Here is a 25,319-nt window from a genome sequence, read left to right as displayed (position 1 = left end):
CCGGTGGCGTGGTGGACCTGCACCGGGGGATCCGCGAGTAGCGACGGTGGGCGCCAACGGCCACGGACATTATTCAGGTTCCGCTAATATCGGCCTTTAGTCCACTTTGCCCCGTACGCTCGATCGCATGACCGGAGCAGACCCGGCGGACCCGGTGGCCGCCACCGACGACGACGCGGCCGAACTCATCGCCCAGTTGCGCGAGCTGGCCGGGGCCGACCCGGTCGAGGTCCGGCAGGTGGTGGCCGAGGTGCTGGCCGCACTGGACCGGGCCGCGGGTGGGGCGCTCCGTGAACATCTGCCGGAGACGATCCGGGTCGACGCGGGCCTGGACGCCTCCAGTTCGGCCTGACACCTGACCGCTGTGGACGGTGGTGGAGTGTCACATCGGCGAGTTAGGTACCCCTGATCCTGCCCTGGTATGACGTCGGTCATAGACTCGTCCCGTCTGGCTTGTGAAGCATTTCACGAGCATGCGGGAGGAGGCGCGAATGACCGCGGTGGAACACGACGCCGACGTCATTGTCGTGGGCGCCGGTCCCGGTGGATCAGCGACTGCGTACCACCTGGCCCGGCACGGCGTACGGGTGTTGTTGTTGGAGAAGACCGAGTTCCCACGGGAGAAGGTCTGCGGCGACGGGTTGACCCCGCGCGCGGTGCGTCAGCTCATCCGGATGGGTGTGGACACCTCGCCCGAGGCCGGCTGGCTGCACAACCGCGGCCTGCGGGTCATCGGCGGCGGGGTGCGCCTCGAACTGGACTGGCCGGAGCTGGCCAGCTTCCCCAACTACGGCCTGGTGCGAACGCGACTGGACTTCGACGACCTGCTCGCCCAGCGGGCGGTGGCCGCCGGCGCGAAGCTGCGGACCAGCGTCAACGTGTTGGGCCCGGTGCTCGACGGCGATGGCCGGGTCACCGGTGTCGAGGCGGAGGTCGGGCCGGGCAAGGAGCCGACCACCTTCCACGCCCCGCTGGTCGTCGCGGCGGACGGCGTCTCCGGCCGGTTCCCGCTCGCGCTCGGGCTGGCCAAGCGGGAGGACCGGCCGATCGGCGTCGCCGTCCGCCGCTACTACCGCTCGCCGGCGAAGCACGAGGACAACTACCTGGAGTCCTGGCTGGAGCTGCGCAGCAAGGACAGCGGCGACAACCTGCTGCCCGGGTACGGCTGGATCTTCGGTCTGGGTGACGGTCGGGTCAACGTCGGTCTCGGCGTGCTCAACTCGTCCTCGGCGTTCGGCAAGACCAACTACCGCCGGCTGCTCACCGACTGGCTCGCCAACACCCCGGAAGACTGGGGGATGACCGACGAGACCAACGCCGACGGCCCGATCCTGGGTGCCGCACTGCCGATGGGCTTCAACCGGGTGCCCCACTACACGCGGGGCGTGCTGCTGGTCGGCGACTCGGGCGGCATGGTCAACCCGTTCAACGGTGAGGGCATCGCGTACGCGATGGAGTCCGGCGAACTGGCCGCGGAGGTCGTGGTCCAGGCCCTCGCCCGACCGGCCGGCCCGGAACGGGAGCGCGCGCTGCTGGCGTACCCGAACGAGCTGAAGGCCCGGCTCGGCGGCTACTACCGGCTGGGCGGCATCTTCGTGAAACTGATCGGCCGCCCCGAGATCATGCGGATCGCCACCAAACACGGCATGCCGCACCCGACGCTGATGCGTTTCGTGCTCAAGCTGTTGGCCAACCTGACCGACCCGCGCGGCGGGGACGCGATGGACCGGGTCATCAACGCGATGACGAAGGTCGCGCCAGCCGTATAAGTAGGACGGCATCGGTGCTGGTCACGGCCCCGATGCCGACAAAGATCGACCCCCGCCGACTGCCACTGCGAGGGACGTGAATAGTGTGATTTTCGTCAAGCACCGAGGGCAGGGAAGGACGAGCAGGAGAAAACGATGTCGCTCTCGCCTTACGCACCGATCATCGGGCTGTTCGCCCTCGCCGCGGCGTTCTCGCTGTTTTCCGTTGGCGCCGCCCGCTTCGCCGGTCCCCGGCGCTACAACAAGGCCAAACTCGAGGCTTACGAGTGCGGCATCGAGCCCAGCCCGCAGCCGGTCGGCGGCGGGCGGTTCCCGATCAAGTTCTACCTGACGGCGATGCTCTTCATCGTCTTCGACATCGAGATCATCTTCCTCTACCCCTGGGCGGTCTCGTTCGACGCTCTGCCGATCTTCGGCTTCGTGGAGATGGTCCTGTTCATCGTCGCGGTCTTCGTTGCGTACGCCTACGTGTGGCGGCGCGGCGGCCTGGACTGGGACTGAGGAAGGAACGTCAGATGGGCATCGAGGAGAAGCTTCCCGCCGGCGTCCTGCTCACCTCGGTGGAGAAGCTGGTCAACTGGTCTCGGAAGTCGTCCGTGTGGGGCGCCACCTTCGGCCTGGCCTGCTGCGCCATCGAGATGATGGCCGCCGGTGGTCCGCACTACGACATGGGCCGCTGGGGCATGGAGGTCTTCCGGGCGTCGCCCCGGCAGGCCGACCTGATGATCGTGGCCGGCCGGGTGAGTCAGAAGATGGCCCCGGTGCTGCGCCAGATCTACGACCAGATGGCCGAGCCACGCTGGGTGCTCTCGATGGGCGTCTGCGCCAGTAGCGGCGGCATGTTCAACAACTACGCGATCGTGCAGGGCGTCGACCACGTGGTGCCGGTCGACATGTACCTCCCCGGCTGCCCGCCCCGGCCGGAGATGCTCATCGACGCGATCCTCAAGCTCCGCGAGAAGATCATGTACGAGCCGCTGGGCCCGAACGGTCGCAAGATGCTCGCCGCCCGCCAGGAGCGCGGCGACGTTCCGGTCGTCCCCTACGGCTCGATGCCGTCCTCGTACCGCAACGACAAGGCCCGGCGCGCCGAGTGGACCAAGGCGGTCCGTGAGGGGCGCGAGGAGCAGCTGCGCATCGAGAACTGGATGAACGCTCAGAACCACCTCCACCCGCAGGTAGGCCCGAAATGACGTCACCCACGGACAAGCCAAACGACGGCGGCGTACCGCTGCCGGTGGTGCCGGCCGGCGCCAGCAGTGGTGCCCCCGCCGAATTCCCGCCAGCCAGCCCGGCCGGGCGCGGGATGTTCGGCAACCAGGGCACCGGCGACGTGTCCGGCTACGGCGGCCTGGTCCGCCAGCGCCAGCCCATCGAGGAGGCGTCCCGGCCGTACGGGGGCTACTTCGACGAGGTCCGCGACGCGCTGGAAGAGGCGTACCCGGCCTTCAACGACGCGATCGAGAAGGTCGTTGTCGACCGGGGTGAGCTGACCCTGCACGTACGCCCGGAGCGGATCGCCGAGGTCTGCCAGGTGATGCGGGACGACCTGGCGCTGCGGTTCGAGCTGTGCTCGTCGGTGTCCGGCGTGGACTACCTGGGCGCCGACGAACGCCGGCTCCACGTGGTCTACCTGCTCACCTCCATGACGTACCGGCGGCGGGTCCGGCTGGAGGCCGCGGTCTCCGTCGAGGCCCCGCACCTGCCCAGCGTGACCGCCATCTACCCGACCGCGGACTGGCAGGAGCGGGAGGCGTACGACATGTTCGGCATCGTCTTCGACGGCCACCCCAGCCTGACCCGGATCCTCATGCCGGACGACTGGGAGGGCCACCCGCAGCGTAAGGACTACCCGCTCGGCGGCATCCCCGTCGAGTACAAGGGTGCGGAGATCCAGCCGCCGAACGAGCGGAGGTCGTACCAGTGAGCGCGAGGAGTGCAGCGGAGCGCAGCCCCGCAGTCGCGATCGGAGGGCCGGCACTGTGACGACGTCGAACTACGCCAGCGAGCGCGAGACCGACGAGGGTCGGGTCTTCACCGTCACCGGTGGGGACTGGGACACGATCGTCTCGGGCACCGACCCGATCAACGACGAGCGGATCGTGGTCAACATGGGTCCGCAGCACCCGTCCACGCACGGGGTGCTGCGGCTGATCCTGGAGCTCGAGGGCGAGACGGTCCGCGAGGCCCGCTCGGTCGTCGGCTACCTGCACACCGGCATCGAGAAGAACCTCGAATACCGCAACTGGGTGCAGGGCTCGACGTTCGTGACCCGGATGGACTACCTCGCCCCGATCTTCAACGAGACCGCGTACGCACTCGCCGTCGAGAAGCTGCTCGGCATCACCGACGACATCACCGAGCGGGCCACCACCATCCGCGTGCTGATGATGGAGCTCAACCGGATCTCGTCGCACCTGGTCTGGCTGGCCACCACCGGCATGGAGCTGGGCGCGATCTCGATCATGCTGTACGGCTTCCGTGAGCGGGAGTACATCCTCGACATCTTCGAGACCATCACCGGTCTGCGGATGAACCACGCGTACGTGCGGCCGGGCGGTGTGGCACAGGACGTGCCGGACGACGCGGTCGTCAAGATCCGCGAGTTCCTCAAGATGATGCCGAAGAAGCTCAAGGAGTACGAGGACCTCCTCTCCGGGCAGCCGATCTGGACCGAGCGGACGAAGAACGTCGCGGTGCTGGACGTCACCGGCTGTGTGGCACTCGGCATCACCGGCCCGGTGCTGCGCTCCGCCGGCCTCGCCTGGGACCTGCGCAAGGCCATGCCGTACTGCGGCTACGAGACGTACGAGTTCGACGTGCCGACCCACCCCGACGGTGACGTCTGGGGTCGCTACCAGGTCCGGCTCGCCGAGATCCGGGAGTCGATGAAGCTGGTCGAGCAGGCGCTGGACCGGCTCCGTCCGGGCCCGGTGATGGTCGCCGACCGCAAGATCGCCTGGCCGGCCCAGCTGGCCATCGGCGTGGACGGCATGGGCAACTCGCTGGAGCACGTAGCGAAGATCATGGGTCAGTCGATGGAGTCGCTGATCCACCACTTCAAGCTGGTGACCGAGGGCTTCCGGGTCCCGCCCGGCCAGGTGTACGTCGCCATCGAGGCGCCCCGCGGCGAGTTGGGCGTGCACGCGGTCTCCGACGGTGGCACCCGGCCCTACCGGGTGCACTACCGGGAGCCGAGCTTCGTCAACCTCCAGGCCCTCCCGGCGATGGCCGAGGGCGGTCTGATCGCCGACGTGATCGCCGGCGGTGCCTCGTTGGACCCGGTGATGGGTGGTTGTGACCGATGAGTGTTGTTTTCACTGACGAGACCCGGGAGCGGGCGCGCGAGATCATCGCCCGTTACCCGGCGGACCGGTCCCGCTCGGCGTTGTTGCCGCTGCTGCACCTGGTGCAGGCCGAAGAGGGGTACGTCTCCCCGGCCGGGGTCGCGTTCTGCGCCGAGGTGCTGGGGCTGAACAAGGCCCAGGTCGGCGCGGTGGCCACCTTCTACACGATGTACAAGCGCAAGCCGACCGGTGACTTCCTGGTCAGCGTCTGCACCAACACCATGTGCAACGTGCTCGGCGGCCAGGAGGTCTACGACACCCTCGCCGAGCACCTGGGCGTCGGGCACGACGAGACCACCGCCGACGGCACGATCACGCTGGAGCACGCCGAGTGCCTGGCGGCGTGTGACTACGGCCCGGTGATGACCGTCAACTACGACTTCTTCGACGGCGTGGACGCCTCCACCGCGGTCGGGGTGGTCGACGAGCTGCGGGCCGGTGGGCGGCCGATGCCGACCCGGGGCGCGCGGCTCTGCACCCTCAAGGAGATGGCGGTGCAGCTCGCCGGTTTCGCCGACGAGCGCGACGGTGCGGTCGCCGACGGTGGGCCGGGCGAGCCCACCCTGCGTGGGCTGCGGCTGGCCCAGCAGCACGGCGTCTCGGTGCCGGGCTTCGACCCGAACACCCCGATCCGCAGCAAGGCCGAGGCCGACAAGGCCGCCGCCGAGGCGAAGGCGAAGGCAGAGGCCGCCAAGCCGGCGCCCGCCGAGGCCAGCGCGGCACCGGTCAAGGGTGGCGACGGGGCGTCCGCCCCGACGGGGGTCGCCGAGCCGGCGAAGCCGGCCGATGCCACCGGCAGCACCGCCCCGGACGTGAAGGCACCGGACGACAAGTCGCCGCAGGTGCGTACCGCCGAGACCCGGCAGCCGAACGCGGACACCGCGGTTCCGGACGCGCCCGGCACGAAGGTCCCGGCGGACGCCACCGGCACCGCGCCCGAGGCTGACGACGCCCGGTCCGCCGAGGCCGCCGGAGTGGCGGCCAACGTGCCGGCCGGCGACGGCAAGCCCGCCGGCGACGAGGCCGGGGCGCAGGAGCGCAACCTCACCGAAGCGAAGGCCGAGACGGACGCCGACGGCGCCGGACCGGCGGACGCGAACGAAACGGGGGCCCAGAAGTGACCACTCCCCGCCCGGAGACGCTGGCCAAGCTGACGCCGGTGCTGACCAAGCGCTGGCTGTCGCCGGACGCCTGGCGGATCGGCACGTACGAGCAGCTGGACGGCTACGCCGCGCTGCGCAAGGCGCTCAAGGCCCACCCGGACGACCTGATCCAGCTGATCAAGGACTCCGGGCTGCGGGGCCGAGGTGGCGCCGGCTTCCCGACCGGCCTCAAGTGGGGCTTCATCCCGCAGGGCGACGGCAAGCCGCACTACCTGGTGGTCAACGCCGACGAGGGCGAGCCGGGCACCTGCAAGGACCTGCCGCTGATGACCCACGACCCGCACGCGCTGGTCGAGGGCGTGATCATCGCGTCGTACGCGATCCGGGCGGCCCGCGCCTACATCTACATCCGGGGCGAGGCGGTGCACGCCGCGCGTCGGCTGCGCAACGCGGTCCAGGAGGCGTACGACAAGGGTTACCTGGGCCGGAACATCCTGCGCACCGGCTACGACCTGGAGCTGGTGGTGCACTCCGGCGCCGGGGCGTACATCTGCGGCGAGGAGACGGCGCTGCTGGACTCGCTGGAGGGGTTCCGGGGTCAGCCCCGGCTGCGCCCGCCGTTCCCGGCCACCCACGGCCTGTACGCCAGCCCGACGGTGGTGAACAACGTCGGCACCATCGCCAGCGTGCCGCCGATCGTGCTCGGTGGGGCCGACTGGTGGAAGAGCATGGGCACCGAGAAGTCCTCCGGGCCGATGATCTACTCGCTCTCCGGCCGGGTCGCCAACCCCGGCCAGTACGAGTGCTCGATGGGTGTCACGCTGCGCGAACTGCTTGAGCTGGCCGGTGGCATGCAACCCGGCCACAACCTGCGGTTCTGGACCCCGGGTGGCTCGTCCACCCCGCTGCTCGCCGCCGAGCACCTGGACGTGCCACTGGACTTCGAGGGGGTGGCGGCGGCCGGCTCGATCCTCGGCACCACGGCCACGCAGATCTTCTCCGACCAGGACTGCCCGGTCTACGCGACGTACCGGTGGTTGGAGTTCTACCACCACGAGTCGTGCGGCAAGTGCACCCCGTGCCGCGAGGGCAACTACTGGATGGTCCGGGTCTACCGGCGGATCCTCGCCGGTCAGGGCACCCACGAAGACCTGGACACCCTGCTGGACACCTGCGACAACATCCTCGGCCGCTCGTTCTGCGGCCTGGGTGACGGGGCGACCAGCTCGGTGACCTCCTCGCTGCAGTACTTCAAGCAGGACTACCTCGACTACATCGAGGGTCGGACCGCACCCAAGCTGTCGGAGAAGACCCTGGTAGGGGCGCACTGATGAGCGCGAGGAATGAGCTTGCGAGTCCCGCAGTCGCGAATGAAAGGCGACTCTGATGACCGACGTAGTCAAGCAGACTGAGACCGTCACCCTCACCATCGACGGCGTCGAGGTCACCGCCCCCAAGGGGACGCTCCTGATCCGGGTCGCCGAGCAGATGGGCACCGAGATCCCCCGGTTCTGCGACCACCCGCTGCTGGCTCCGGCCGGCGCGTGCCGGCAGTGCCTGGTCGAGGTGGAGGGGCAACGCAAGCCGGTCGCCTCCTGCACCCAGACCGTCGCCGACGGCATGGTCGTGCGTACCCAGCTCACCTCCCCGGTGGCCAAGAAGGCGCAGGAGGGGGTGATGGAGCTGCTGCTGCTCAATCACCCGCTGGACTGCCCGATGTGTGACAAGGGCGGTGAGTGCCCGCTGCAGAACCAGGCGATGTCCACCGGCCGCACCGACTCGCGCTTTCACGAGCACAAGCGGGAGTACGAGAAGCCGGTGGCGATCAGCAGCCAGGTGCTGCTGGACCGCGAGCGGTGCGTGCTCTGCCAGCGGTGCACCCGGTTCTCCGAGGAGATCGCCGGCGACAAGTTCATCGACCTGATGGGCCGGTCGTCCGCTGAGGAAATCAACATCTACCGGGACGACGCGTACGGCGCAGAGTCCGGGGATGACAGCGGGGACGTCCCGTTCAACTCCTACTTCTCCGGCAACACCGTGCAGATCTGCCCGGTGGGTGCGCTGACCGGTGCCCAGTACCGCTTCCGGGCCCGCCCGTTCGACCTGGTCTCCAGCCCGAGCGTCTGCGAGCACTGCTCGGCCGGCTGCGGGCAGCGCACCGACTGGCGGCGCGGCAAGGTGCTGCGCCGGCTGGCCGGCGACGAGCCGGCGGTGAACGAGGAGTGGAACTGCGACAAGGGCCGGTGGGGCTTCCAGTACACCCGCGCCGCCGACCGGCTGACCACTCCGCTGGTCCGCGACGAGCAGACCGGTGAGCTGCGCGAGGCGTCCTGGAGCGAGGCGCTCACCGTCGCCGCCGAGGGGCTGCACACGGCTCGGGAGAGCGGGCAGGGCACGGCGGTGCTCACCGGCGGTCGGCTGACCGTCGAGGACGCGTACGCGTACGCCAAGTTCGCCCGGGTCGCGTTGAACACCAACGACATCGACTTCCGGGCCCGGCCGGTCTCCCGCGAGGAGGCCGACTTCCTGGCCAGCTCGGTCGCCGGGGTCACCGACGTCACCTACACCGACGTGGAGAACGCGCCGGCGGTGGTGCTGGTCGGCCTGGAGCCCGAGGAGGAGTGCCCGATCCTCTTCCTGCGGCTGCGCAAGGCGTACCTGAAGAAGACCCTGACGGTGTACGCGCTGGCGCCCTTCGCCACCCGTGGCCTGGAGAAGCTCGGTGCCAAGCTGGCCCGGGTGGTGCCGGGCGAGGAGGCCAGCGTGCTCGCCGAGCACGCCACGGTCAGCGAGGCGCTGAGCGCGCCGGGCGCGATCCTGATCGTCGGCGAGCGGTTGGCCACCGTGCCGGGTGGGCTCTCCGCCGCTGCCGACGTGGCCCGGCGTACCGGCGCGAAGCTGGCCTGGGTGCCGCGGCGCGCAGGTGACCGCGGCGCGGTCGACGCGGGCTGCCTGCCCAACCTGCTCCCCGGTGGGCGCCTGGTCACCGAGCCGGCCGCGCGGGCCGAGCTGGGTGAGGCGTGGGACATTCCGGCCGGGGTGATCCCGAGCCAGGCCGGCCGGGACACCGACGGCATCCTGGCCGCGGCCGCCAACGGGCAGCTCGGCGCGCTGGTCGTCGGCGGTGTCGACCCGGCCGACCTGGCCGACCCGCGACTGGCCGAGTCCGCCCTGGACGCGGTGCCGTTCCTGGTCAGCCTGGAGTTGCGGGCCAGCGCGGTGACCCGCCGGGCGAACGTGGTGCTGCCGGTCGCCCCGGTGGCCGAGAAGGCCGGCAGCTTCCTGGACTGGGAGGGCCGGCTGCGCCCGTTCGACGCGGTGCTGAACACCTCCGCGATGACCGACGGCCGCGTGCTCGACGCGCTGGCCGCGCTGCTCGACGTGCGCCTCGGCACGGCCGACGTGCCGAGCGTGCGACGCGAGCTGGGCACGCTGCCGGCGACCCGGATGTCTCGGCCGACCGCACCGTCGGTCGCGCCGGGCCGGGTGCCGCACCCGAACGCCGGGGAAGCGGTACTGGCTACCTGGCACCAACTGGTCGACCTCGGCACGCTGACCGAGGGCGACGAGAACCTCGCCGGGACCGCCCGTCCGCCGGTGGTCCGGCTGGGTAAGGGCACCGCCGAGGCGCTCGGTGTGGTCGACGGTGACGCCGTCACGGTCGGCACCGACCGGGGAGCACTGACCCTGCCGGCGGAACTCACCGAGATGCCGGACGGCGTGGTCTGGCTGCCGACCAACTCACCCGGTTCGACAGTGCGACGCAGCCTCGGGGCGACGTCCGGCGCGGTCGTCCGGATCTCCGTCCCCGCGGCGAGTACGGCCATCCCGGCCGGGCGCGTGGCGGCCGACGAGACCGGTCTCCCGGGCCCGCTCCTCAATTCCGGGGGTAACCAGTGACTTCGTCAATCCTCGCCCAGGATCCGACGCTGGCCGACTTCGGCCGGGATCCGTGGTGGCTGGTGCTCGGCAAGATTGTCTTCGCGTTCGCCTTCGGGCTGCTGGCCACCCTGCTCGGTGTCTGGTTCGAGCGGCGCGTGGTCGGCTACATGCAGGTGCGGCCCGGCCCCAACCAGGTCGGCCCGTTCGGCCTGCTGCAGACCCTGGCCGACGGTCTGAAGATGGCCTTCAAGGAGGACATCCTCCCGAAGGCGGCCGACAAGGTCGTCTACTTCTTCGCCCCGACCATCTCGGTGATCTGCGCGGTCACCGCCCTGTCGGTGGTGCCGTTCGGCCCGATGGTGAGCATCTTCGGCCACCACACGCCGTTGCAGGTCACCGACGTGCCGGTGGCGGTGCTGCTGCTGCTCGCCTGCTCGTCGATGGGCGTCTACGGCATCGTGCTGGGCGGTTGGGCCTCCGGTTCGACGTACCCGCTGCTCGGTGGCCTACGGTCGAGCGCCCAGATGATCTCCTACGAGGTCGCCATGGGCCTGTCCATCGTGGCGGTCTTCATGACCGCCGGCACGATGAGCACCAGCGGGATCGTCGCCAAGCAGGCCCACGGGACGCAGCTCAGCATCGGCGGCTTCGAGCTGCCGGCCCCCGGCTGGTACGCGATCCTGCTGCTGCCCAGCTTCATCATCTTCTTCATCGCCACGGTGGGTGAGACCAACCGGGCGCCGTTCGACCTGCCCGAGGCCGAGTCCGAACTGGTCGCCGGCTTCATGACGGAGTACAGCTCGCTGAAGTTCGCGCTCTTCATGCTCAGCGAGTACGTCGCGATGGTGACCATGTCCGCGGTCACCACCACGCTGTTCCTGGGTGGGTGGCGGGCACCCTGGCCGATCACCATCTGGGAGGGCGCCAACTCCGGTTGGTGGCCGATGCTCTGGTTCTTCGGCAAGGTGATCGCGCTGGTCTTCGTCTTCGTGTGGCTGCGCGGCACGCTGCCCCGGCTGCGCTACGACCAGTTCATGCGCCTCGGCTGGAAGGTGCTGCTGCCGATCAACCTGGTCTGGATCCTGGTCCTGTCGGGCCTGCGGTCCATCGAGGACTGGGACACCCGCGGCAAGATGATCGCAGTCGGCATTCCGGCCGGCATCCTGCTGATCGCCACGATCTTCTGGCCGAGCCGGAAACCGCAGCCGAAGCCGACGACGCAGGAACAGGTCGACAGCCGGCCGTACGGGAGCTTCCCGCTGCCGCCGATGGATCTACAGGTACCACCGAGCCCGCGTATCACGCGCGTGGTCGCCGAGCGGGAGCCGGCCAACATCGTTGCCGGCTCGGACTCCAGGGAGGTGTGACGTGGGCGCGATCACCGGAACGTTCAAGGGATTCGGTGTCACCTTCTCGCACATGTTCAGGAAGGTCGTCACCACCGACTACCCGTTCAAGCCGCCGGTGTCGGCGCCGCGCTACCACGGGCGGCACATCCTCAACCGGCACCCGGACGGCCTGGAGAAGTGCATCGGCTGTGAGCTGTGCGCCTGGGCCTGCCCGGCGGACGCGATCTACGTCGAGGGTGGCGACAACACCGATGAGCAGCGCTTCTCGCCGGGTGAGCGGTACGCCAGCAACTACCAGATCAACTACGCCCGGTGCATCTTCTGCGGGCTGTGCATCGAGGCCTGCCCGACCCGTTCGCTGACCATGAGCAACGAGTACGAGCTGGCCCGGGACAACCGGCAGGACCTGATCTTCACCAAGGAGCAGTTGCTCGCGCCGTTGCTTGAGGGCATGGAGCAGCCGCCGCACCCGATGCGGCTGGGTGACAGCGAGAAGGACTACTACGTCGGCGCGCTGGACAACCCGGGCACCTCCGCCGGTGCGGAGACCTCGCCGATGGGCCCCGGCCGCTACCAGGTCGAGGAGCACCCCGGCGTGACGTTCCCGGGCGCCGAGCAGGCCGCCCAGCGGGTCGCGGCCGGCAAGGGAGAGAAAGCATGACCACGTCTACGGTGCTGGCCGCGGCGGGTGGGGTGTCCGGTGGCGAGGAGGTCACCTTCTGGATCCTCGGGCCGCTCGCACTGATCGGCGCGATCGGGATGGTGGCCGCGCGCAACGCGGTGCACTCCGCGCTGTGGCTGGTGCTCACCATGCTCTGTCTGGGTGTGTTCTACGTGCTCCAGGCCGGGCCGTTCATCGGCATGGTGCAGATCATCGTCTACACCGGCGCGATCATGATGCTCTTCCTCTTCGTGCTGATGCTGGTCGGTCGGGATTCCACCGACTCGCTGATCGAGACGTTGCGCGGCCAGCGGGTCGCCGCGATCGTGCTCGGGTTGGGCTTCGCCGGTCTGGTCGGCGGCGCGCTCTACCGGGCGCTGGAGGGGACCACCGCGGTCGGCCTGGAGCAGGCCAACGCGGAGGGCAACGTGCAGGGCATCGCCCGACTGCTCTTCACCAAGTACGTGTTCGCGTTCGAGCTGACCTCGGCGCTGCTGATCACCGCGGCGGTCGGTGCCATGGTGCTCGCGCACGTCGAGCGCCGCAAGCAGGACAAGGTCGACCAGGTGTCGACGATGCGGGCCCGTTTCGCGCCGGGCAACTACCCCGGCCCCAAGCCGGGCCCCGGCGTCTTCGCGACCTCGTCCTCGGTGGCCACCCCGGCCCGACTGCCGGACGGTCGCCTCTCCGAGCGGAGCACGCCGGACATCCTGCCCGTGCGGGAGCTGACCGCGCAGGAGACCACGCTGAAAGGCACGGACCAACGGTGAGCGCGAGGAGTGCAGCGAAGCGGAGCCCCGCAGTCGCGAACGAAAGGACAGCTCAGCCATGACGCCTGACTACTACCTGGTGCTCGCGGCGGTGCTGTTCACCATCGGCGCCGCCGGGGTGCTCGTCCGGCGCAACGCGCTCGTGCTGTTCATGTGCGTGGAGCTGATGCTCAACGCGGCCAACCTGACGCTGGTCACCTTCAGCCGGATCAACGGTGACCTCAACGGCCAGATCATGGCGTTCTTCGTGATGGTGGTGGCGGCGGCCGAGGTCGTGGTCGGGCTCGCGATCATCATGTCCATCTTCCGGACGCGACGCTCAGCGAGTGTCGACGACGCCAACCTGCTCAAGTACTAGAGGGGTCCACCGGTGGAAGAGACTGTGGAATACGCCCAGGCCACGGGGCTGCTTGGGGGCGTCTGGCTGCTGGTGGCGATCCCGCTGGTCAGCGCGGCCATCCTGCTGCTGCTCGGCCGCCGGGCCGACCGCTGGGGGCACTGGTTGGGCGTCGCCGCCATCGGCGCCGCGTTCGTGCTCGGCCTGAGCTTCTTCTTTCAGCTGCGTGGCCTGGAGAACAAGTCGGTCGAGCTGAGCCTCTGGGACTTCATCGCGGTCGGGGATCTGCGCGTCGACTTCGGCCTGCTCTTCGACCCGCTGGCCGCGGTCTTCGTACTGCTGATCACCGGGGTGGGTTTCCTGATCCACCTGTACGCGGTGGAGTACATGTCGCACGACGCGGGCCGTCGTCGGTTCTTCGCGTACTTCAATCTGTTCGTCGCGGCCATGCTGCTGCTGGTGCTCGGCAACAACTACGTGATGCTGTACTTCGGCTGGGAGGGCGTCGGTCTGGCGTCGTACCTGCTGATCTCCTTCTGGACCGAGCGGCCGAGCGCGGCCACCGCCGGCAAGAAGGCGTTCCTGATGAACCGGGTCGGCGACGCCGGCCTGGCCATCGGCATCTTCATCATGTTCGCCACCCTGGGCACCACCCAGTACGACGAGGTGTTCACCGGTGTCGGCGCCCTGACCGGCACCACCGTGCTGGTCCTCGGGCTGTTGCTGCTGCTCGGCGCGGCCGGTAAGTCCGGTCAGTTCCCGCTCCAGGCGTGGTTGCCGGACGCGATGGAGGGTCCGACCCCGGTGTCGGCGCTCATCCACGCCGCCACCATGGTCACCGCGGGCGTCTACCTGATCGCCCGGTCCAACCCGATCTTCTCCGCCAACGCGACCCTGCAACTCGTGGTGGTCAGCGTCGGCGCGCTCACCCTGCTGATCGGCTGCATCATCGGCGCGGCCAAGGACGACATCAAGCGGGTGCTCGCCTGGTCGACGGTGAGCCAGATCGGCTACATGTTCCTCGGTGTCGGCCTGGGCGGCGCGGCGTACGCGCTGGCCATCGTGCACCTGCTGGCGCACGGCTTCTTCAAGGCCAACATGTTCCTGGGCGCCGGCTCGGTCATGCACGGAATGAAGGACCAGGTCGACCTCCGCCGCTTCGGTGGGCTGTCGAAGTACATGAAGATCACCTGGCTGACCTTCATGATGGGCTGGCTGGCCATCATCGGCATGTTCCCGTTCTCCGGCTTCTTCTCCAAGGAGCCGATCATCGTGGCTGCCTTCGAGCGGGAGGACTGGACCGCCTGGCTCTTCGGCGGTGCGGCGCTGATCGGCGCCGGGCTGACCGCGTTCTACATGACGCGGCTGTTCGTGCTCACCTTCCACGGCCCGCAGCGGTGGACCGAGGACATCGAGCACCCGCACGAGTCGCCGAAGCTGATGACCATCCCGCTGATCCTCCTGGCGGTCGGGTCGGTCGGCGCCGGCTTCCTGCTCGCCACCTCCGTGCCGGACTGGCTGACGGAGACCGCCGGGCTCGGCGGCGAACATGCCGAACACGAGGCGGTCCTCTCGCACGCGGTGATCACCACGCTGTCGCTGCTGGTCACCGTGCTCGGTGCCGGGCTCGCCTGGTTCCTGTTCCGGGCCGGCACGGCCACCGCGCCGCAGCCGGCCGGGGTGCTGGTCACCGCCGCCCGGCGCAACCTCTACACCGACGCGGTCAACGAGGCGGTCTTCGAGAAGCCGGGCATCTTCCTCACCCGGGCACTGGTCTACCTCGACAACCGGGGTATCGACGGGCTCGTCAACGGGCTCGCCGCCGCGGTCGGCGGTGGCTCGGGTCGCCTCCGCCGGATGCAGACCGGCTTTGTCCGCTCGTACGCCACCTCGATTCTGGCCGGTGCGCTGCTGGTGATGGCGGCGTTCCTGGCGGTGCAGGCGGGGTGGTTGGCGTGATCGACCTCAATACGCCCGCCCCCGCCGGCGGACCACGCAGTGACGACGGAGGTAAGGCCGCATAATGTCCAACTTCCCGTTCCTCTCGGTGCTCACCGTGGCGCCGCTGGTGGGCGCCCTGGTGGTGGCCTTCCTGCCGCGCCACCGCCCGGAGCTGGCCAAGCAGGTGGCGTTCGCCTGGTCGCTGCTGGTGCTGGTGCTCTCGGTGGTGATGTGGGTCAGCTTCAAGGCCGACGGTCAGCGGTTCCAGTTCCACGAGTCGTACTCGTGGATCCCGAACTGGGGCGTCAGCTTCACCTTCGCCGCCGACGGCATCGCGCTGGTGATGCTGATGCTGATCGCGGTGCTGGTGCCGCTGGTGATCCTGGCCTCCTGGCACGACGCGGAATCGTCGAAGCGGTCGGTGCCCGTCTACTTCGCGCTGCTGCTGGTCCTCGAGTGCACGATGATCGGCGTCTTCGCGGCCGCCGACGTCTTCCTGTTCTACGTGTTCTTCGAGGTCATGCTCGTCCCGATGTACTTCCTGATCGGCAGCTACGGCGGCCACCAGCGGCAGTACGCGGCGGTGAAGTTCTTCCTCTACTCGCTCGTCGGTGGTCTGTTCATGCTGGCCGCGGTGATCGGCCTCTGGGTGGTCGGCGGGAAGACCTTCGACTGGCAGGCGCTCTCGCAGGTCGACATCAGCACCGGCACCGAGCGGTGGCTGTTCCTCGGCTTCTTCCTCGCGTTCGCCATCAAGGCCCCGTTCTTCCCGTTCCACACCTGGCTGCCGGACGCCGGTGGTGCCGCCCCGGCGGGCGCGGCGGCGCTGCTCGTCGGCGTGCTGGACAAGGTCGGCACCTTCGGCATCCTGCGTTACTGCCTGCCGCTGTTCCCCGAGGCGTCGAAGTGGTTCGCGCCGTGGGCGCTGGCCCTGGGCGTGATCGGCATCGTCTACGCGGCGCTGCTGGCGGTCGGCCAGAACGACCTCAAGCGGCTCGTGTCGTACACCTCGATCGCGCACTTCGGTTTCATCGGGGTGGGCATCTTCGCCTTCACCACCCAGGCCGGCACCGGCGCGGTGCTCTACATGCTCAACCACGGGCTGGCCACCGGCCTGCTCTTCCTGGTGGTGGGCATGCTGATCGCCCGGCGTGGTTCGTCGCTGATCAGCGACTTCGGTGGGGCGGGCAAGTTGGTCCCGTTGCTTGCCGGGGTGCTCTTCTTCGCCGGTCTCGCCTCGCTGGCGCTGCCCGGTACGGCACCGTTCATCTCCGAGTTCCTGGTGCTGATCGGCACCTTCACGGTGAACAAGCCGGTCGCGGTCATCGCCACGCTCGGCATCATCCTGGCCGCCGCGTACGTGCTGTGGATGGTGCAGCGCACCACCCAGGGCACCCTCAACCCGGCACTGACCGAGGTCGACGGCATGCGCCGGGACCTCAACCTGCGCGAGAAGGTAGTGGTCGCCCCGCTGATCGCGCTGATCGTGCTGCTCGGCTTCTTCCCCAAGCCGGTCACTGACGTGATCAACCCCGCCGTCCAGGCGACCATGGACGACATCGGCAGAACCGACCCGGCACCGTCCGTGGGCGGCACCGTCCAGGAGGCGGCAAAGTGACCGAGTTGAAACTGCCGTCGATCGACTATGCGGCGATCGCTCCGATCCTGATCATGCTGGGCGCCGCGCTGCTCGGTGTGCTGGTCGAGGCCCTGGTGCCTCGGCGCTGGCGGCACCTGGTGCAGTTGACGCTGGCGCTGCTCGCGGTGCTCGCGGCGTTGACCATGGTGGTCCTCAGCGCCGACGAGCGGATCATCACCGCCGGGCAGGCCCTGGCGATCGACGGGCCGACGCTCTTCCTCCAGGGCGCGATCCTGGTGCTGGCCGCGATGGCGCTGCTGCTGATCGGTGACCGCTCGGTCGAGCGGGGCGGGGCGTTCGTCGCCCAGGCCGCGGTGACCGCCGAGTCGGCCGACGACCGGCGGCAGGCCGAGGGGCGTAACGGTCTCACCGAGGTCTACCCGCTCACCACGTTCGCGATCGGCGGCATGCTGATCTTCGTGGCGGCGAACGACCTGCTGACCATGTTCATCGCGTTGGAGGTCTTCTCCCTGCCGCTCTACCTGCTCTGCGCGCTGGCCCGTCGCCGGCGCCTGCTGAGCCAGGAGGCGGCGATGAAGTACTTCCTGCTCGGCGCGTACGCCTCCGCGTTCTTCCTGTTCGGCGTGGCCCTGATCTACGGCTTCACCGCCGGCATCCCGGGCCGCCCGGCCGGCGTCAACTTCGCCACCATCCACGCGGCGGTGAGCGATTCGCCGGCCAGCCCGGTGCTGCTCTTCGCCGGCATGGCGTTGCTCGCCATCGGTCTGCTCTTCAAGGCGGCGGGTGCCCCGTTCCACGTCTGGACCCCGGACGTCTACCAGGGCGCTCCGACCCCGGTCACCGGGTTCATGGCGGCCTGCACCAAGGTCGCCGCGTTCGGTGCGCTGCTGCGCGTCTTCCAGGTCGCGTTCGCCGACGCCAGCTGGGATTTCACCCCGGTCCTCGGCGCGGTGGCGGTGCTGACCATGTTGGTGGGTGCGGTGCTCGCGGTCACCCAGACCGACATCAAGCGGCTGCTCGCGTACTCCTCGATCGCCAACGCCGGCTATCTGCTGGTCGGTGTGTTGGCACCGAGCCGCGACGGGCTCGCCGGCACGATGTTCTACCTGGTCGCGTACGGCTTCTCGGTGTTGGCCGCGTTCGCCGTGGTGACGCTGGTACGCGACGAGGACGGCGAGGCCACCCACCTGTCCCGCTGGGCCGGGCTGGGCCGGCGGTCGCCGTTCTTCGCCGCGCTGTTCACGTTCATCCTGCTCGCCTTCGCCGGTATTCCGCTGACGAGCGGATTCACCAGCAAGTTCGCCATCTTCGGGCCGGCGCTGGAGGGTGGCCAGGCCTGGCTGGTGATCGCCGGTGTGCTGACCAGCATGGTGCTCGCGTTCCCGTACCTGCGGGTCGTGGTGATGATGTGGCTCTCCGAGCCGGGCGAGTCCACCCCGACCGTCACCGTGCCCGGTGGGCTCACCTCCGCCGCGCTGATGATCGGTGTGCTGGCGACCCTGGTGTTGGGGGTCGCCCCGGCGCCGCTGCTCGATCTGGCCGCCGGAGCCGCCGAATTCGTTCGATAGTCAGAGGATCGCTCACCGGGGGTCGGCACGTGTTCACGTGCCGGCCCCCGGTGCGTATCCCCGGCCCGGAGCAGGTCGAACGGGTGTGGCATGGTTGATAGCGTGGTGAATCCGGCGGGCGAGCGTTCAGGTGCCTCCGGCTCCGGTCGGCGGGGTCGGGCGAGCACGAGTCAGTTCGGCGCGCTTGGCCTCAACCTCGCCGATGCCCGTGTCGAGGCGTCCGTGCTGGGCCTGCTCGACACGGTCGAGGTCGAGTTGCGGGCCAGCGTGTCCAGCGCCGATCCGTTCGTCAACGAGGCTGCCCGGCACCTCGTCGAGGCCGGCGGGAAGCGTTTCCGACCGTTGCTGGTGGCGCTCGGCGCCCAGTTCGGTGACCCGACCGCCGCGCCGGTGGTCCCGGCCGCTGTGGTGATGGAGCTCACTCACCTCGCCACCCTCTACCACGACGATGTGATGGACGAGGCCGCTGTCCGCCGGGGGGCGCCGAGCGCGAACTCCCGGTGGACCAACTCGGTCGCCATCCTGGTCGGCGACTACCTCTTCGCCCGCGCGGCGGACATCGCCGCCGATCTGGGCCCCGAGGCGGTCCGGTTGCAGGCGCGCACCTTCGCCCGGCTGGTGCACGGTCAGATCGCGGAGACCGTGGGGCCGCGCGCCGATGACGACCCGGTGGCCCACTACCTGCACGTCATCGCCGAGAAGACCGGCTCGCTGATCGCCACGTCGGCTCGATTCGGCGGGATGTTCGGTGGTGCCGCCCCGGAGCACGTGGAGGCCCTCGCCGGGTACGGCGAGACGATCGGCGTGGCCTTCCAACTCTCCGACGACCTGCTGGACATCGCCTCAGATTCGGTGCAGTCGGGCAAGACCCCCGGCACGGACCTGCGCGAGGGTGTCCCGACGCTGCCGGTGCTCTACGCCTGTGAGGCGGACGACTCCGACGCGTCGTCGGTGCGTCTGCGGGAGATCCTGGCGACCGGCCCGTTGACCGACGACGCGCTGCACGCCGAGGCGTTGGGGCTGCTGCGGGAGAGCCCGGCGCTCAAGCGGGCCCGGGAGACCGTGCGCAGCTACGCCGAGGAGGCCCGCGCGCAGCTCGCCCCGCTGCCGCACGGCCCGTCCCGCAGCGCGCTCGAGTCGCTCTGCGACTACATCGCCGACCGCACCAGCTGATCCACGCCCCGGCCCGTGGTGGCGCGGGTCAACAGTCGGCTGCCGACGAGCATGAAGGCGGCGGCGAGCAGCATCGCCACGGCCGCGATGGTCCACATCGCCGGGTAGCCGAAATGGGCGGCGAGTGGGCCCAGGCTCAACGGGCCGAGACAGCCGCCCGCGTACACCCCGGTCTGGGTGATCGAGGTGGCGGTGGCCGGTGACTGTGGGTGGAGCCGGACCACCGCGAAGTTCATCAGGCCGGGCCAGGCCCAGCCCAGGCCGAAGCCGAGCACCACACCGACGACCAGCGGCACCGAGCCGGTCAACGCGAGCAGGCCCAGCCCGACCGCGCCGACGAGCAGCATCGCGGCGATGATGGCGACGTGACCGGTGTCGCGGCGGTCGGCCAACCAGCCGGTGCCCACCCGAGCCGCCACGCAGACCGCGCTGCCCAGGGTCAGGGTGAGACCGGCGAGGCCCGGCGACAGGCCCCGGGCTGCGGCGGAGTCCACCAGGAAGGTGCCCAGTGAGTTGGCCGCGCCCGACGCCAACGTCGCCGCCGCGCCGATCACCATCAGCGCCGCCGTCGCCCGCCCAGCGCCGGTGGCACCGGCCCGCCGGGCCATGCCGGGTAGTTGCCGGGGTACGGCGGCGAGCGCCGTCAACGCGGCGACGGCTGCGGCCACGAACGCCCAACGCCAGCCGGCGGTGAGTGCGACGGTGGGCACGGCCACCCCGGCCAGCAGGGTGGAGACCGGGATGGCGGCCTGCTTGACCCCGAACGACAGCCCTTGCCGTCGGGCCGGCACGTGCTGGGCCAGCGCGGCGTTGCTGGCCAGTTGGCCCAGCGCGTTCGCGGCGGCGCTGAGCGCCAGCAGGCCGACCAGCACCGGGTACGACCGGGCGAAGGCGGCCACGGCCAGCATCGACCCGGCGGCCAGCAGAATGCCGCAGCGGGCTACCAGGGGCGGTCCGTACCGCTCGACCAGGCGACCGGAGGGCACCGAGGCCAGCGCGCTGACCCCGAAGTAGACGGAGACGGCCAGGCCCAGGCCGGCCGGTGAGAAGCCGAGGTCGGTGCCCATCTGCACGGCGAGCCCACCGAGCAGGAAAACGGGAAGTACGCAGGCCACGGTGGTGACGACTGCGCCAGCGCTCGCCCGGACCGGGTGGGGTTGGGCGGTGGCCGGTTCGGGGGTGATGGAGGTTTTGTTCATCGTTCGGCAAACCTACGTGAGCCCCGCTCAGAGCACTCCTGGTGACCGGCAGGGCACAAGCAGTGGATGGTGATCTGGCATCCTCGACCCGAACAGGCATTTCGCACCGGGCCTGTTTTTCATATGGTGTAAGTCCCCGGCGGCGGAGGTGGTTGTGCGCGACCCCTTGGCAGAACCTTCGGACCTGATTCGCAGCGTGTCCCGAGCGCTACGGGTGCTGGAGTCGGTCGGTCGCGCCCCGAAGGGCCTGACCGTCAAGCAGATCGCCCGGCGCTGTGAGCTGACCGTGGCCACCACCTACCACCTGGTCCGCACCCTCGCCTACGAGGGTTACGTGATCCGGCGCGAGGACGGCACGTACATCGTGGGGTTGGAGGTGGCCGACCGGTACCGCGAGCTGGTGACCGCGTTCCGGGGCCCGCCGGCGGTCGGCGAGACGCTGCGGCGGGCCGCCCTGGACACCGGCTACAGCCACTACCTTGGTCGGTTCGTCGGCGGCCAGGTGGCCCTGACCGCGGTCGCCGAGGGGCACCGCTCGCCCCACCTGGAGGACCTGGTCCCCGGCTTCGACGAGGGGGCGCACGCCACGGCTCTCGGCAAGTCGCTGCTCGCCACCCTCACGAGCGACCAGCGCTACCGCTACCTGCGCGAGTACGGCATGCGCCCGTTCACCACCGCCACGCTGACCACCACCGAGAGCTTCGAGGCCGACCTGGCCGCCGGCGACCGGCGCGGTATGCAGCTGGAGATGGGGCAGTTCCGGCAGGGGGTGGCCTGCGCGGCGGTGCTCGTCGCGCCGGACAAGGACATGGAACGCCGTACCGTGCTGGCCTGCGCGTTGCCGGCCAGCGAGATGATGACCTCCGCCCGGGTGGTACGCGCCAAGCTGCTCACCGTGGCGCGCGGCGTGGCCGACGGCATCGCCGCCGACAACTGATCGCCGAGAGGCCCTCTCCCCGGCTGGGAGAGGGCCTCTCGGGGCGGTCCAGCGCCGGACCGCCGAGAACAACGTCACCGGCCTTTCGGCCGCGGGTACGACCTCAGCTGCCCACCGGGCCGCCGTCGAGGCGCCAGGTGACCACCACGCCCGGCTTGGCGTAGTCACCGTCCGGCCAGTTCGAGGCCGGGTTCTCCACCGAGGCCCCGGTGATCTCGCCCGGGTGCTGCACCGCGACGAAGACAGAGCGGTTGTCGCCGGTGATGAACGGGCCGCAGGTCTCCGCGCCGAGCGGCACGGTCAGGAACTGCTTGAGGTGACCTCGCTCCGGACCCTCCACCGCGGTGGCGAACAGGCCGTCGTTGCTGCCTAGCGCGTTGCCGTCGGTGGAGATCCAGAGGTTGCCGGTGGCGTCGAAGGCGACGTTGTCCGGGCAGGAGATCGGGGACACCTTGGTCTTGTCGTACCCGGCGAAGAAGGTCGACGGGTCGGTCGGGTCGCCGCAGACGATCGGCAGCGACCAGGTGAAGGTTTCCGAGGCGTTGTCGTTGCGGTCCTCGATGAGTTCCAGGATCTGCCCGTGCTTGTTGGCGTTGCGCGGGTTGGCCTCGTCCGCCTTCGGGCTGCTGCCGACGCCCCGGTTGGTGTTGTTGGTCAACGCCACGTACACCTTGCCGGTGAGCAGGCTCGGCTCGACGTCCTCGGGGCGGTCCATCTTGGTCGCGCCGACCTTGTCACCGGCGAGCCGGGTGAAGGTGAGCACGTCGGCGGCGGTCATCCCGTCGACGAAGGACCGGTTGCCGCTGACCAGCCTGATCCAGCGACCCCGGCCGTTGAACGCGCCGTCGGTGGGGAGCTTGCCCGAGCCGTCGATCTCGGTGGCGCTGGTCTGGTCGAGCTTCGCCACGTAGAGCGTGCCGGACTCCAGCAGGGTCAGGTTGTGCTTGCGGGCAGCCCAGGAGTTGCCCTTCATGAACTTCTTGTCCGAGACGAACTTGTAGAGGTAGTCGAACCGCTCGTCGTCGCCCATGTACGCGACCACGTGGCCGTCCTTCGCGACGATCACGTTGGCGCCCTCGTGCTTGAACCGGCCCAGCGCGGTGTGCTTACGCGGGCGGCTCTCCGGGTCGAACGGGTCGATCTCGACGATCCAACCGAACCGGTGCGCCTCGTTGGGGTGCTTCGCCAGGTCGAAGCGCTCGTCCGCGCGTTCCCACTTGCGGCTGCCGCTCGGGTAGCGGCTGGCGGTGCTGATGCCGTACCGGTCCAGCTTCGGCTTCAGCTCGGCCGGGGCGGCGTCGGCGCCCACGAAGTACTGGTTGAAGTTCTCCTCGCCGGACAGCACGGTGCCCCACGGGGTCACGCCGCCGGCGCAGTTGTTCAACGTGCCGACGACCGTGCGGCCCTTGGGGTCGGCGGCGGTCTTCAGCCAGGCGGAGCCGGCGGCCGGGCCGGTCAGCTCGAACTTCGTGCTCAGGGCGGTGACCCGCCGGTTGTACGGTCGCGGACCCTTGTTGACCGGCTGCCACTGCCCGGTGCCCGCGACCCGCTCAAGCTCCACCACGGACATGCCGTGCGCGGCCATCGCGGTGCGCAACTGCTCCACGGAGAGCCCGTCCAGGCCGGAGAAGCCCGGGAACATCAGGTCCTCGTTGGTGTACTCGTGGTTGACCACGAGCAGCGCCCGCCTGCCCTGCTTGTCCAGCGACAGCACACCCACGAAGTCGTTGTTGTAACCGAACTGCCTGGACTGCGCGGCGGCGGTCTGGTGGTGCAGGTCGAAGTCCGGCGCGCCCGGCAACACCGGGTCACCCCACTTGATCACCACGACGTGGTCGTAGCCGTTTGGCACGACCAGGGTGTCCAACGTGTTCGGTGGAATCGGCTTGAAGGTCAGCGCGCCGTTGCCAACTCCGGTGCTGGGGCGGCCGAAACCGAAGGCCTGCGGGGCGTCCGGGGTGGTGGTCGGGGCGGCCAGGGCCGGGGCGGCACCGGCGAGCGCACCCGCCGCCGCGCCGCCGAAACCGAGCACCAGCGCGCCCACCGCGCCGGCCCGGACCACACCACGCCGGGACATCTCGGCGTTCACCACGTCGCCGAAGTACGCGTTGTCGGAGGTGTTCGGGACCGGGTGGTCACAGGCGTTTCCGCACCGGTACAGACAGGTCATGGCGTCACGGGTGCCATGACGGGCACCGGTCAACAGGGGGAGCAGCCGGGGACGGTCGCTCATGGGAGAGGCCTCCGTAGAAGTCGGTGACACGACAGGCGGCGTACCAGCCGGACGCTAGGAGGGCGTGGTGAGCGCGCGTCGGCCACCGTGTGAACCGGGCATGAACACCTCCGTGGGCGGCAACCACCACGCTGCCGGCCTGACCTCGGGCTGAACCGATTGGCGTGACCGCACGTATTCCCGGGCGGACGCCACCGCCGGACGCGCGCCGGAAGCGAGGAGACCGCCATCAGCGACCACGACGCCCAACTGCTGCGCGCGCTGCACGACGAGCACGCGGAGGCGCTGTACGCCCATGCCCTGCGGCTGGTCAACGGGGACCGGCAGCGGGCCGAGGACCTGGTCCAGGAGACGCTGCTGCGGGCCTGGCGACATCCGGAGTCACTCGACCCGAGGCGCGGATCGGTGCGGTCCTGGCTGTTCACCACCGCCCGGAACCTGGCCATCGACGCGTGGCGGCGGCGATCCACCCGGGTCGGCGAGGTGTTCACCGACGATCTGCCCGAACCGCCCGAGGCGATCGACGAGGCCGAACGGGCGGTGGAGGCCTGGACCGTCGCCGAGGCGCTGAACCGGCTCAGCCCGACCCACCGGGAAGTGCTGGTCGAGTGCTTCTACCAGGGGCGATCGGTGGCCGAGGCGGCGTCCCGCCTGGGCGTGCCGCCAGGGACCGTGAAGTCCCGCACCCACTACGCGTTGCGGTCTCTACGGTTGGTCCTGGCCGAGATGGGGGTGACGGGATGACCGGGTGCGAGTTCGCGTACGACGACGGCGCGTACGTGCTGGGCGCCCTGGCCCCTGCGGAGCGGGCGGCCTACGAGCGGCACCTCAGCGGCTGCGCCTCGTGTCGGGAGGCGGTCGCCGAGATCGCCGTCCTGCCGGGGTTGCTCGGGCGCCTCGACCCGGCGGGGTTGGAGCAGATCCTGCCGCCGCCGGCCCCACCGCGGGTGCCCGCGCTGCTCGCCGAGGCCCGCCAGCGCCGTCGTCGGGAACGCGCCGCGGACCGGCGACGGTACGCACTGACCACACTGGCCGCCGCCGGGCTGGCGCTGCTGGTCGGCGTGGGCACCGCCGCGGCGCTGCCTCGACTGGTCGGGCCCCCCGGTGCGCAGGGCACTCCGGCCCCGCAGGTGTCGATGGTGGCCATGAGACCGGTGGCCGCCGCCGGGCCGGTGCACGCCGACCTCGGGCTCACCGGCACCAAGTGGGGTACCGAGGTGACCATGCGCTGCGGGTACGACGCGCGGACGAGTTACGGCAAGGCGTATCCGTTCCGGCTGGTGGCGCGGGGCCCGAACGGTGCCACCGAGCAGATCGGCTCCTGGCTGGCTGCCCCCGGCGACGACCTCAGCTTCACCGGTGCCACCAGGTTCACCGACGCCGAGCTGGTAAGCGTGGAGCTGCAAAAAGCCGACGGCACCCCCCTCCTAACCTACGCAGTCCCCTAACC

22 protein-coding genes are annotated in these 25,319 nt (G+C 70.0%); 20 read left to right on the top strand and 2 right to left on the bottom strand.

Annotated elements, in window-relative coordinates:
• The first annotated feature begins 127 nt into the window (after positions 1–127).
• From DLJ59_RS10810 to DLJ59_RS10730, 17 genes are all read left to right on the top strand, one after another.
• Positions 128–352 carry a hypothetical protein gene (locus DLJ59_RS10810; protein WP_124772373.1) on the top strand — a complete coding sequence of 75 codons (225 nt, stop codon included), beginning with the start codon at positions 128–130 and terminating at the stop codon, positions 350–352.
• A 139-nt stretch (positions 353–491) separates the two neighbouring features.
• Entirely contained in the window at positions 492–1,769 is a 1,278-nt protein-coding gene (locus DLJ59_RS10805) for a geranylgeranyl reductase family protein (RefSeq protein ID WP_124772372.1), read from the top strand.
• Positions 1,770–1,904: 135 nt separating this feature from the next.
• Positions 1,905–2,270 carry an NADH-quinone oxidoreductase subunit A gene (locus DLJ59_RS10800; protein WP_007454588.1) on the top strand — a complete coding sequence of 122 codons (366 nt, stop codon included), beginning with the start codon at positions 1,905–1,907 and terminating at the stop codon, positions 2,268–2,270.
• 14 nt (positions 2,271–2,284) lie between these two features.
• Positions 2,285–2,962, top strand: a complete 678-nt coding sequence (locus DLJ59_RS10795; protein WP_124772371.1) for a NuoB/complex I 20 kDa subunit family protein — start codon at positions 2,285–2,287, stop codon at positions 2,960–2,962.
• On the top strand, positions 2,959–3,696 hold the full coding sequence (locus tag DLJ59_RS10790) for an NADH-quinone oxidoreductase subunit C (protein WP_124772370.1): 738 nt from the start codon (positions 2,959–2,961) through the stop codon (positions 3,694–3,696). The genes DLJ59_RS10795 and DLJ59_RS10790 overlap by 4 nt, the downstream gene beginning before the upstream one ends.
• A gap of 55 nt (positions 3,697–3,751) precedes the next feature.
• On the top strand, positions 3,752–5,077 hold the full coding sequence (locus DLJ59_RS10785) for an NADH-quinone oxidoreductase subunit D (RefSeq protein ID WP_124772369.1): 1,326 nt from the start codon (positions 3,752–3,754) through the stop codon (positions 5,075–5,077).
• On the top strand, positions 5,074–6,237 hold the full coding sequence (gene nuoE / locus DLJ59_RS10780) for an NADH-quinone oxidoreductase subunit NuoE (protein ID WP_124772368.1): 1,164 nt from the start codon (positions 5,074–5,076) through the stop codon (positions 6,235–6,237). The genes DLJ59_RS10785 and nuoE overlap by 4 nt, the downstream gene beginning before the upstream one ends.
• Complete coding sequence (gene nuoF / locus DLJ59_RS10775) at positions 6,234–7,550, top strand: NADH-quinone oxidoreductase subunit NuoF (RefSeq protein ID WP_124772367.1); 1,317 nt, start codon at positions 6,234–6,236, stop codon at positions 7,548–7,550. Before nuoE ends, nuoF begins: the two co-directional genes overlap by 4 nt.
• Before the next feature lie 55 nt (positions 7,551–7,605).
• On the top strand, positions 7,606–10,119 hold the full coding sequence (locus DLJ59_RS10770) for an NADH-quinone oxidoreductase subunit G (RefSeq protein ID WP_124772366.1): 2,514 nt from the start codon (positions 7,606–7,608) through the stop codon (positions 10,117–10,119).
• Positions 10,116–11,468 carry an NADH-quinone oxidoreductase subunit NuoH gene (gene nuoH, locus DLJ59_RS10765; protein ID WP_124772365.1) on the top strand — a complete coding sequence of 451 codons (1,353 nt, stop codon included), beginning with the start codon at positions 10,116–10,118 and terminating at the stop codon, positions 11,466–11,468. Before DLJ59_RS10770 ends, nuoH begins: the two co-directional genes overlap by 4 nt.
• Before the next feature lies 1 nt (position 11,469).
• A complete protein-coding gene (nuoI, locus tag DLJ59_RS10760; protein WP_124772364.1) occupies positions 11,470–12,111 on the top strand; it encodes an NADH-quinone oxidoreductase subunit NuoI in 642 nt (213 codons plus the stop codon).
• Positions 12,108–12,881: an NADH-quinone oxidoreductase subunit J gene (locus DLJ59_RS10755; protein WP_124772363.1), complete on the top strand. Its 774-nt coding sequence runs from the start codon at positions 12,108–12,110 to the stop codon at positions 12,879–12,881. The genes nuoI and DLJ59_RS10755 overlap by 4 nt, the downstream gene beginning before the upstream one ends.
• A gap of 58 nt (positions 12,882–12,939) precedes the next feature.
• A complete protein-coding gene (nuoK, locus tag DLJ59_RS10750) occupies positions 12,940–13,239 on the top strand; it encodes an NADH-quinone oxidoreductase subunit NuoK (RefSeq protein WP_030334139.1) in 300 nt (99 codons plus the stop codon).
• A gap of 12 nt (positions 13,240–13,251) precedes the next feature.
• Positions 13,252–15,177 (top strand): NADH-quinone oxidoreductase subunit L, encoded by a 1,926-nt coding sequence (gene nuoL / locus DLJ59_RS10745; RefSeq protein ID WP_124772362.1) that lies wholly within the window; start codon positions 13,252–13,254, stop codon positions 15,175–15,177.
• A 64-nt stretch (positions 15,178–15,241) separates the two neighbouring features.
• Positions 15,242–16,777: an NADH-quinone oxidoreductase subunit M gene (locus DLJ59_RS10740; RefSeq protein WP_124772361.1), complete on the top strand. Its 1,536-nt coding sequence runs from the start codon at positions 15,242–15,244 to the stop codon at positions 16,775–16,777.
• On the top strand, positions 16,774–18,327 hold the full coding sequence (gene nuoN / locus DLJ59_RS10735; protein WP_124772360.1) for an NADH-quinone oxidoreductase subunit NuoN: 1,554 nt from the start codon (positions 16,774–16,776) through the stop codon (positions 18,325–18,327). The genes DLJ59_RS10740 and nuoN overlap by 4 nt, the downstream gene beginning before the upstream one ends.
• Before the next feature lie 90 nt (positions 18,328–18,417).
• A complete protein-coding gene (locus DLJ59_RS10730; protein ID WP_124772359.1) occupies positions 18,418–19,500 on the top strand; it encodes a polyprenyl synthetase family protein in 1,083 nt (360 codons plus the stop codon).
• Here the strand turns inward: DLJ59_RS10730 and DLJ59_RS10725 are convergent.
• The gene (locus DLJ59_RS10725) at positions 19,476–20,699 is read right to left on the bottom strand and encodes an MFS transporter (RefSeq protein WP_124772358.1); all 1,224 of its coding nucleotides are present in this window, start codon (positions 20,697–20,699) and stop codon (positions 19,476–19,478) included. The two genes, DLJ59_RS10730 and DLJ59_RS10725, sit on opposite strands and share 25 nt — an antisense overlap.
• Positions 20,700–20,853: 154 nt before the next feature.
• On the opposite strand from DLJ59_RS10725, the gene DLJ59_RS10720 reads away from it, so the two are divergent.
• Positions 20,854–21,636 carry an IclR family transcriptional regulator gene (locus DLJ59_RS10720; protein WP_124772357.1) on the top strand — a complete coding sequence of 261 codons (783 nt, stop codon included), beginning with the start codon at positions 20,854–20,856 and terminating at the stop codon, positions 21,634–21,636.
• Between the two features lie 103 nt (positions 21,637–21,739).
• On the opposite strand, the gene DLJ59_RS10715 is transcribed toward DLJ59_RS10720, so the two are convergent.
• A complete protein-coding gene (locus DLJ59_RS10715) occupies positions 21,740–23,869 on the bottom strand; it encodes a PhoX family protein (RefSeq protein WP_124772356.1) in 2,130 nt (709 codons plus the stop codon).
• 249 nt (positions 23,870–24,118) lie between these two features.
• Here DLJ59_RS10715 and DLJ59_RS10710 point away from each other — a divergent pair, with 249 nt between their 5' ends.
• The gene (locus DLJ59_RS10710; protein ID WP_244235950.1) at positions 24,119–24,613 is read left to right on the top strand and encodes a sigma-70 family RNA polymerase sigma factor; all 495 of its coding nucleotides are present in this window, start codon (positions 24,119–24,121) and stop codon (positions 24,611–24,613) included.
• Positions 24,610–25,317, top strand: coding sequence for an anti-sigma factor family protein (locus DLJ59_RS10705; RefSeq protein ID WP_124772354.1), 708 nt, complete (start codon positions 24,610–24,612; stop codon positions 25,315–25,317). Before DLJ59_RS10710 ends, DLJ59_RS10705 begins: the two co-directional genes overlap by 4 nt.
• Positions 25,318–25,319 lie beyond the last annotated feature (2 nt).

Source organism: Micromonospora inaquosa (assembly GCF_003857055.1).
In the GTDB taxonomy this organism is placed as follows: domain Bacteria; phylum Actinomycetota; class Actinomycetes; order Mycobacteriales; family Micromonosporaceae; genus Micromonospora; species Micromonospora inaquosa.
This window is presented reverse-complemented; position numbering and strand designations above follow the sequence as displayed.

Bases quoted from the DNA above. Each gene is read 5' to 3' on its own strand.
- DLJ59_RS10810 (WP_124772373.1), top strand. From the start codon at position 128: ATGACCGGAGCAGACCCGGCGGACCCGGTGGCCGCCACCGACGACGAC.
- DLJ59_RS10805 (WP_124772372.1), top strand. From the start codon at position 492: ATGACCGCGGTGGAACACGACGCCGACGTCATTGTCGTGGGCGCCGGT.
- DLJ59_RS10800 (WP_007454588.1), top strand. From the start codon at position 1,905: ATGTCGCTCTCGCCTTACGCACCGATCATCGGGCTGTTCGCCCTCGCC.
- DLJ59_RS10795 (WP_124772371.1), top strand. From the start codon at position 2,285: ATGGGCATCGAGGAGAAGCTTCCCGCCGGCGTCCTGCTCACCTCGGTG.
- DLJ59_RS10790 (WP_124772370.1), top strand. From the start codon at position 2,959: ATGACGTCACCCACGGACAAGCCAAACGACGGCGGCGTACCGCTGCCG.
- nuoE (WP_124772368.1), top strand. From the start codon at position 5,074: ATGAGTGTTGTTTTCACTGACGAGACCCGGGAGCGGGCGCGCGAGATC.
- DLJ59_RS10770 (WP_124772366.1), top strand. From the start codon at position 7,606: ATGACCGACGTAGTCAAGCAGACTGAGACCGTCACCCTCACCATCGAC.
- DLJ59_RS10755 (WP_124772363.1), top strand. From the start codon at position 12,108: ATGACCACGTCTACGGTGCTGGCCGCGGCGGGTGGGGTGTCCGGTGGC.
- nuoK (WP_030334139.1), top strand. From the start codon at position 12,940: ATGACGCCTGACTACTACCTGGTGCTCGCGGCGGTGCTGTTCACCATC.
- DLJ59_RS10740 (WP_124772361.1), top strand. From the start codon at position 15,242: ATGTCCAACTTCCCGTTCCTCTCGGTGCTCACCGTGGCGCCGCTGGTG.
- DLJ59_RS10730 (WP_124772359.1), top strand. From the start codon at position 18,418: ATGGTTGATAGCGTGGTGAATCCGGCGGGCGAGCGTTCAGGTGCCTCC.
- DLJ59_RS10725 (WP_124772358.1), bottom strand. From the start codon at position 20,699: ATGAACAAAACCTCCATCACCCCCGAACCGGCCACCGCCCAACCCCAC.
- DLJ59_RS10715 (WP_124772356.1), bottom strand. From the start codon at position 23,869: ATGAGCGACCGTCCCCGGCTGCTCCCCCTGTTGACCGGTGCCCGTCAT.
- DLJ59_RS10705 (WP_124772354.1), top strand. From the start codon at position 24,610: ATGACCGGGTGCGAGTTCGCGTACGACGACGGCGCGTACGTGCTGGGC.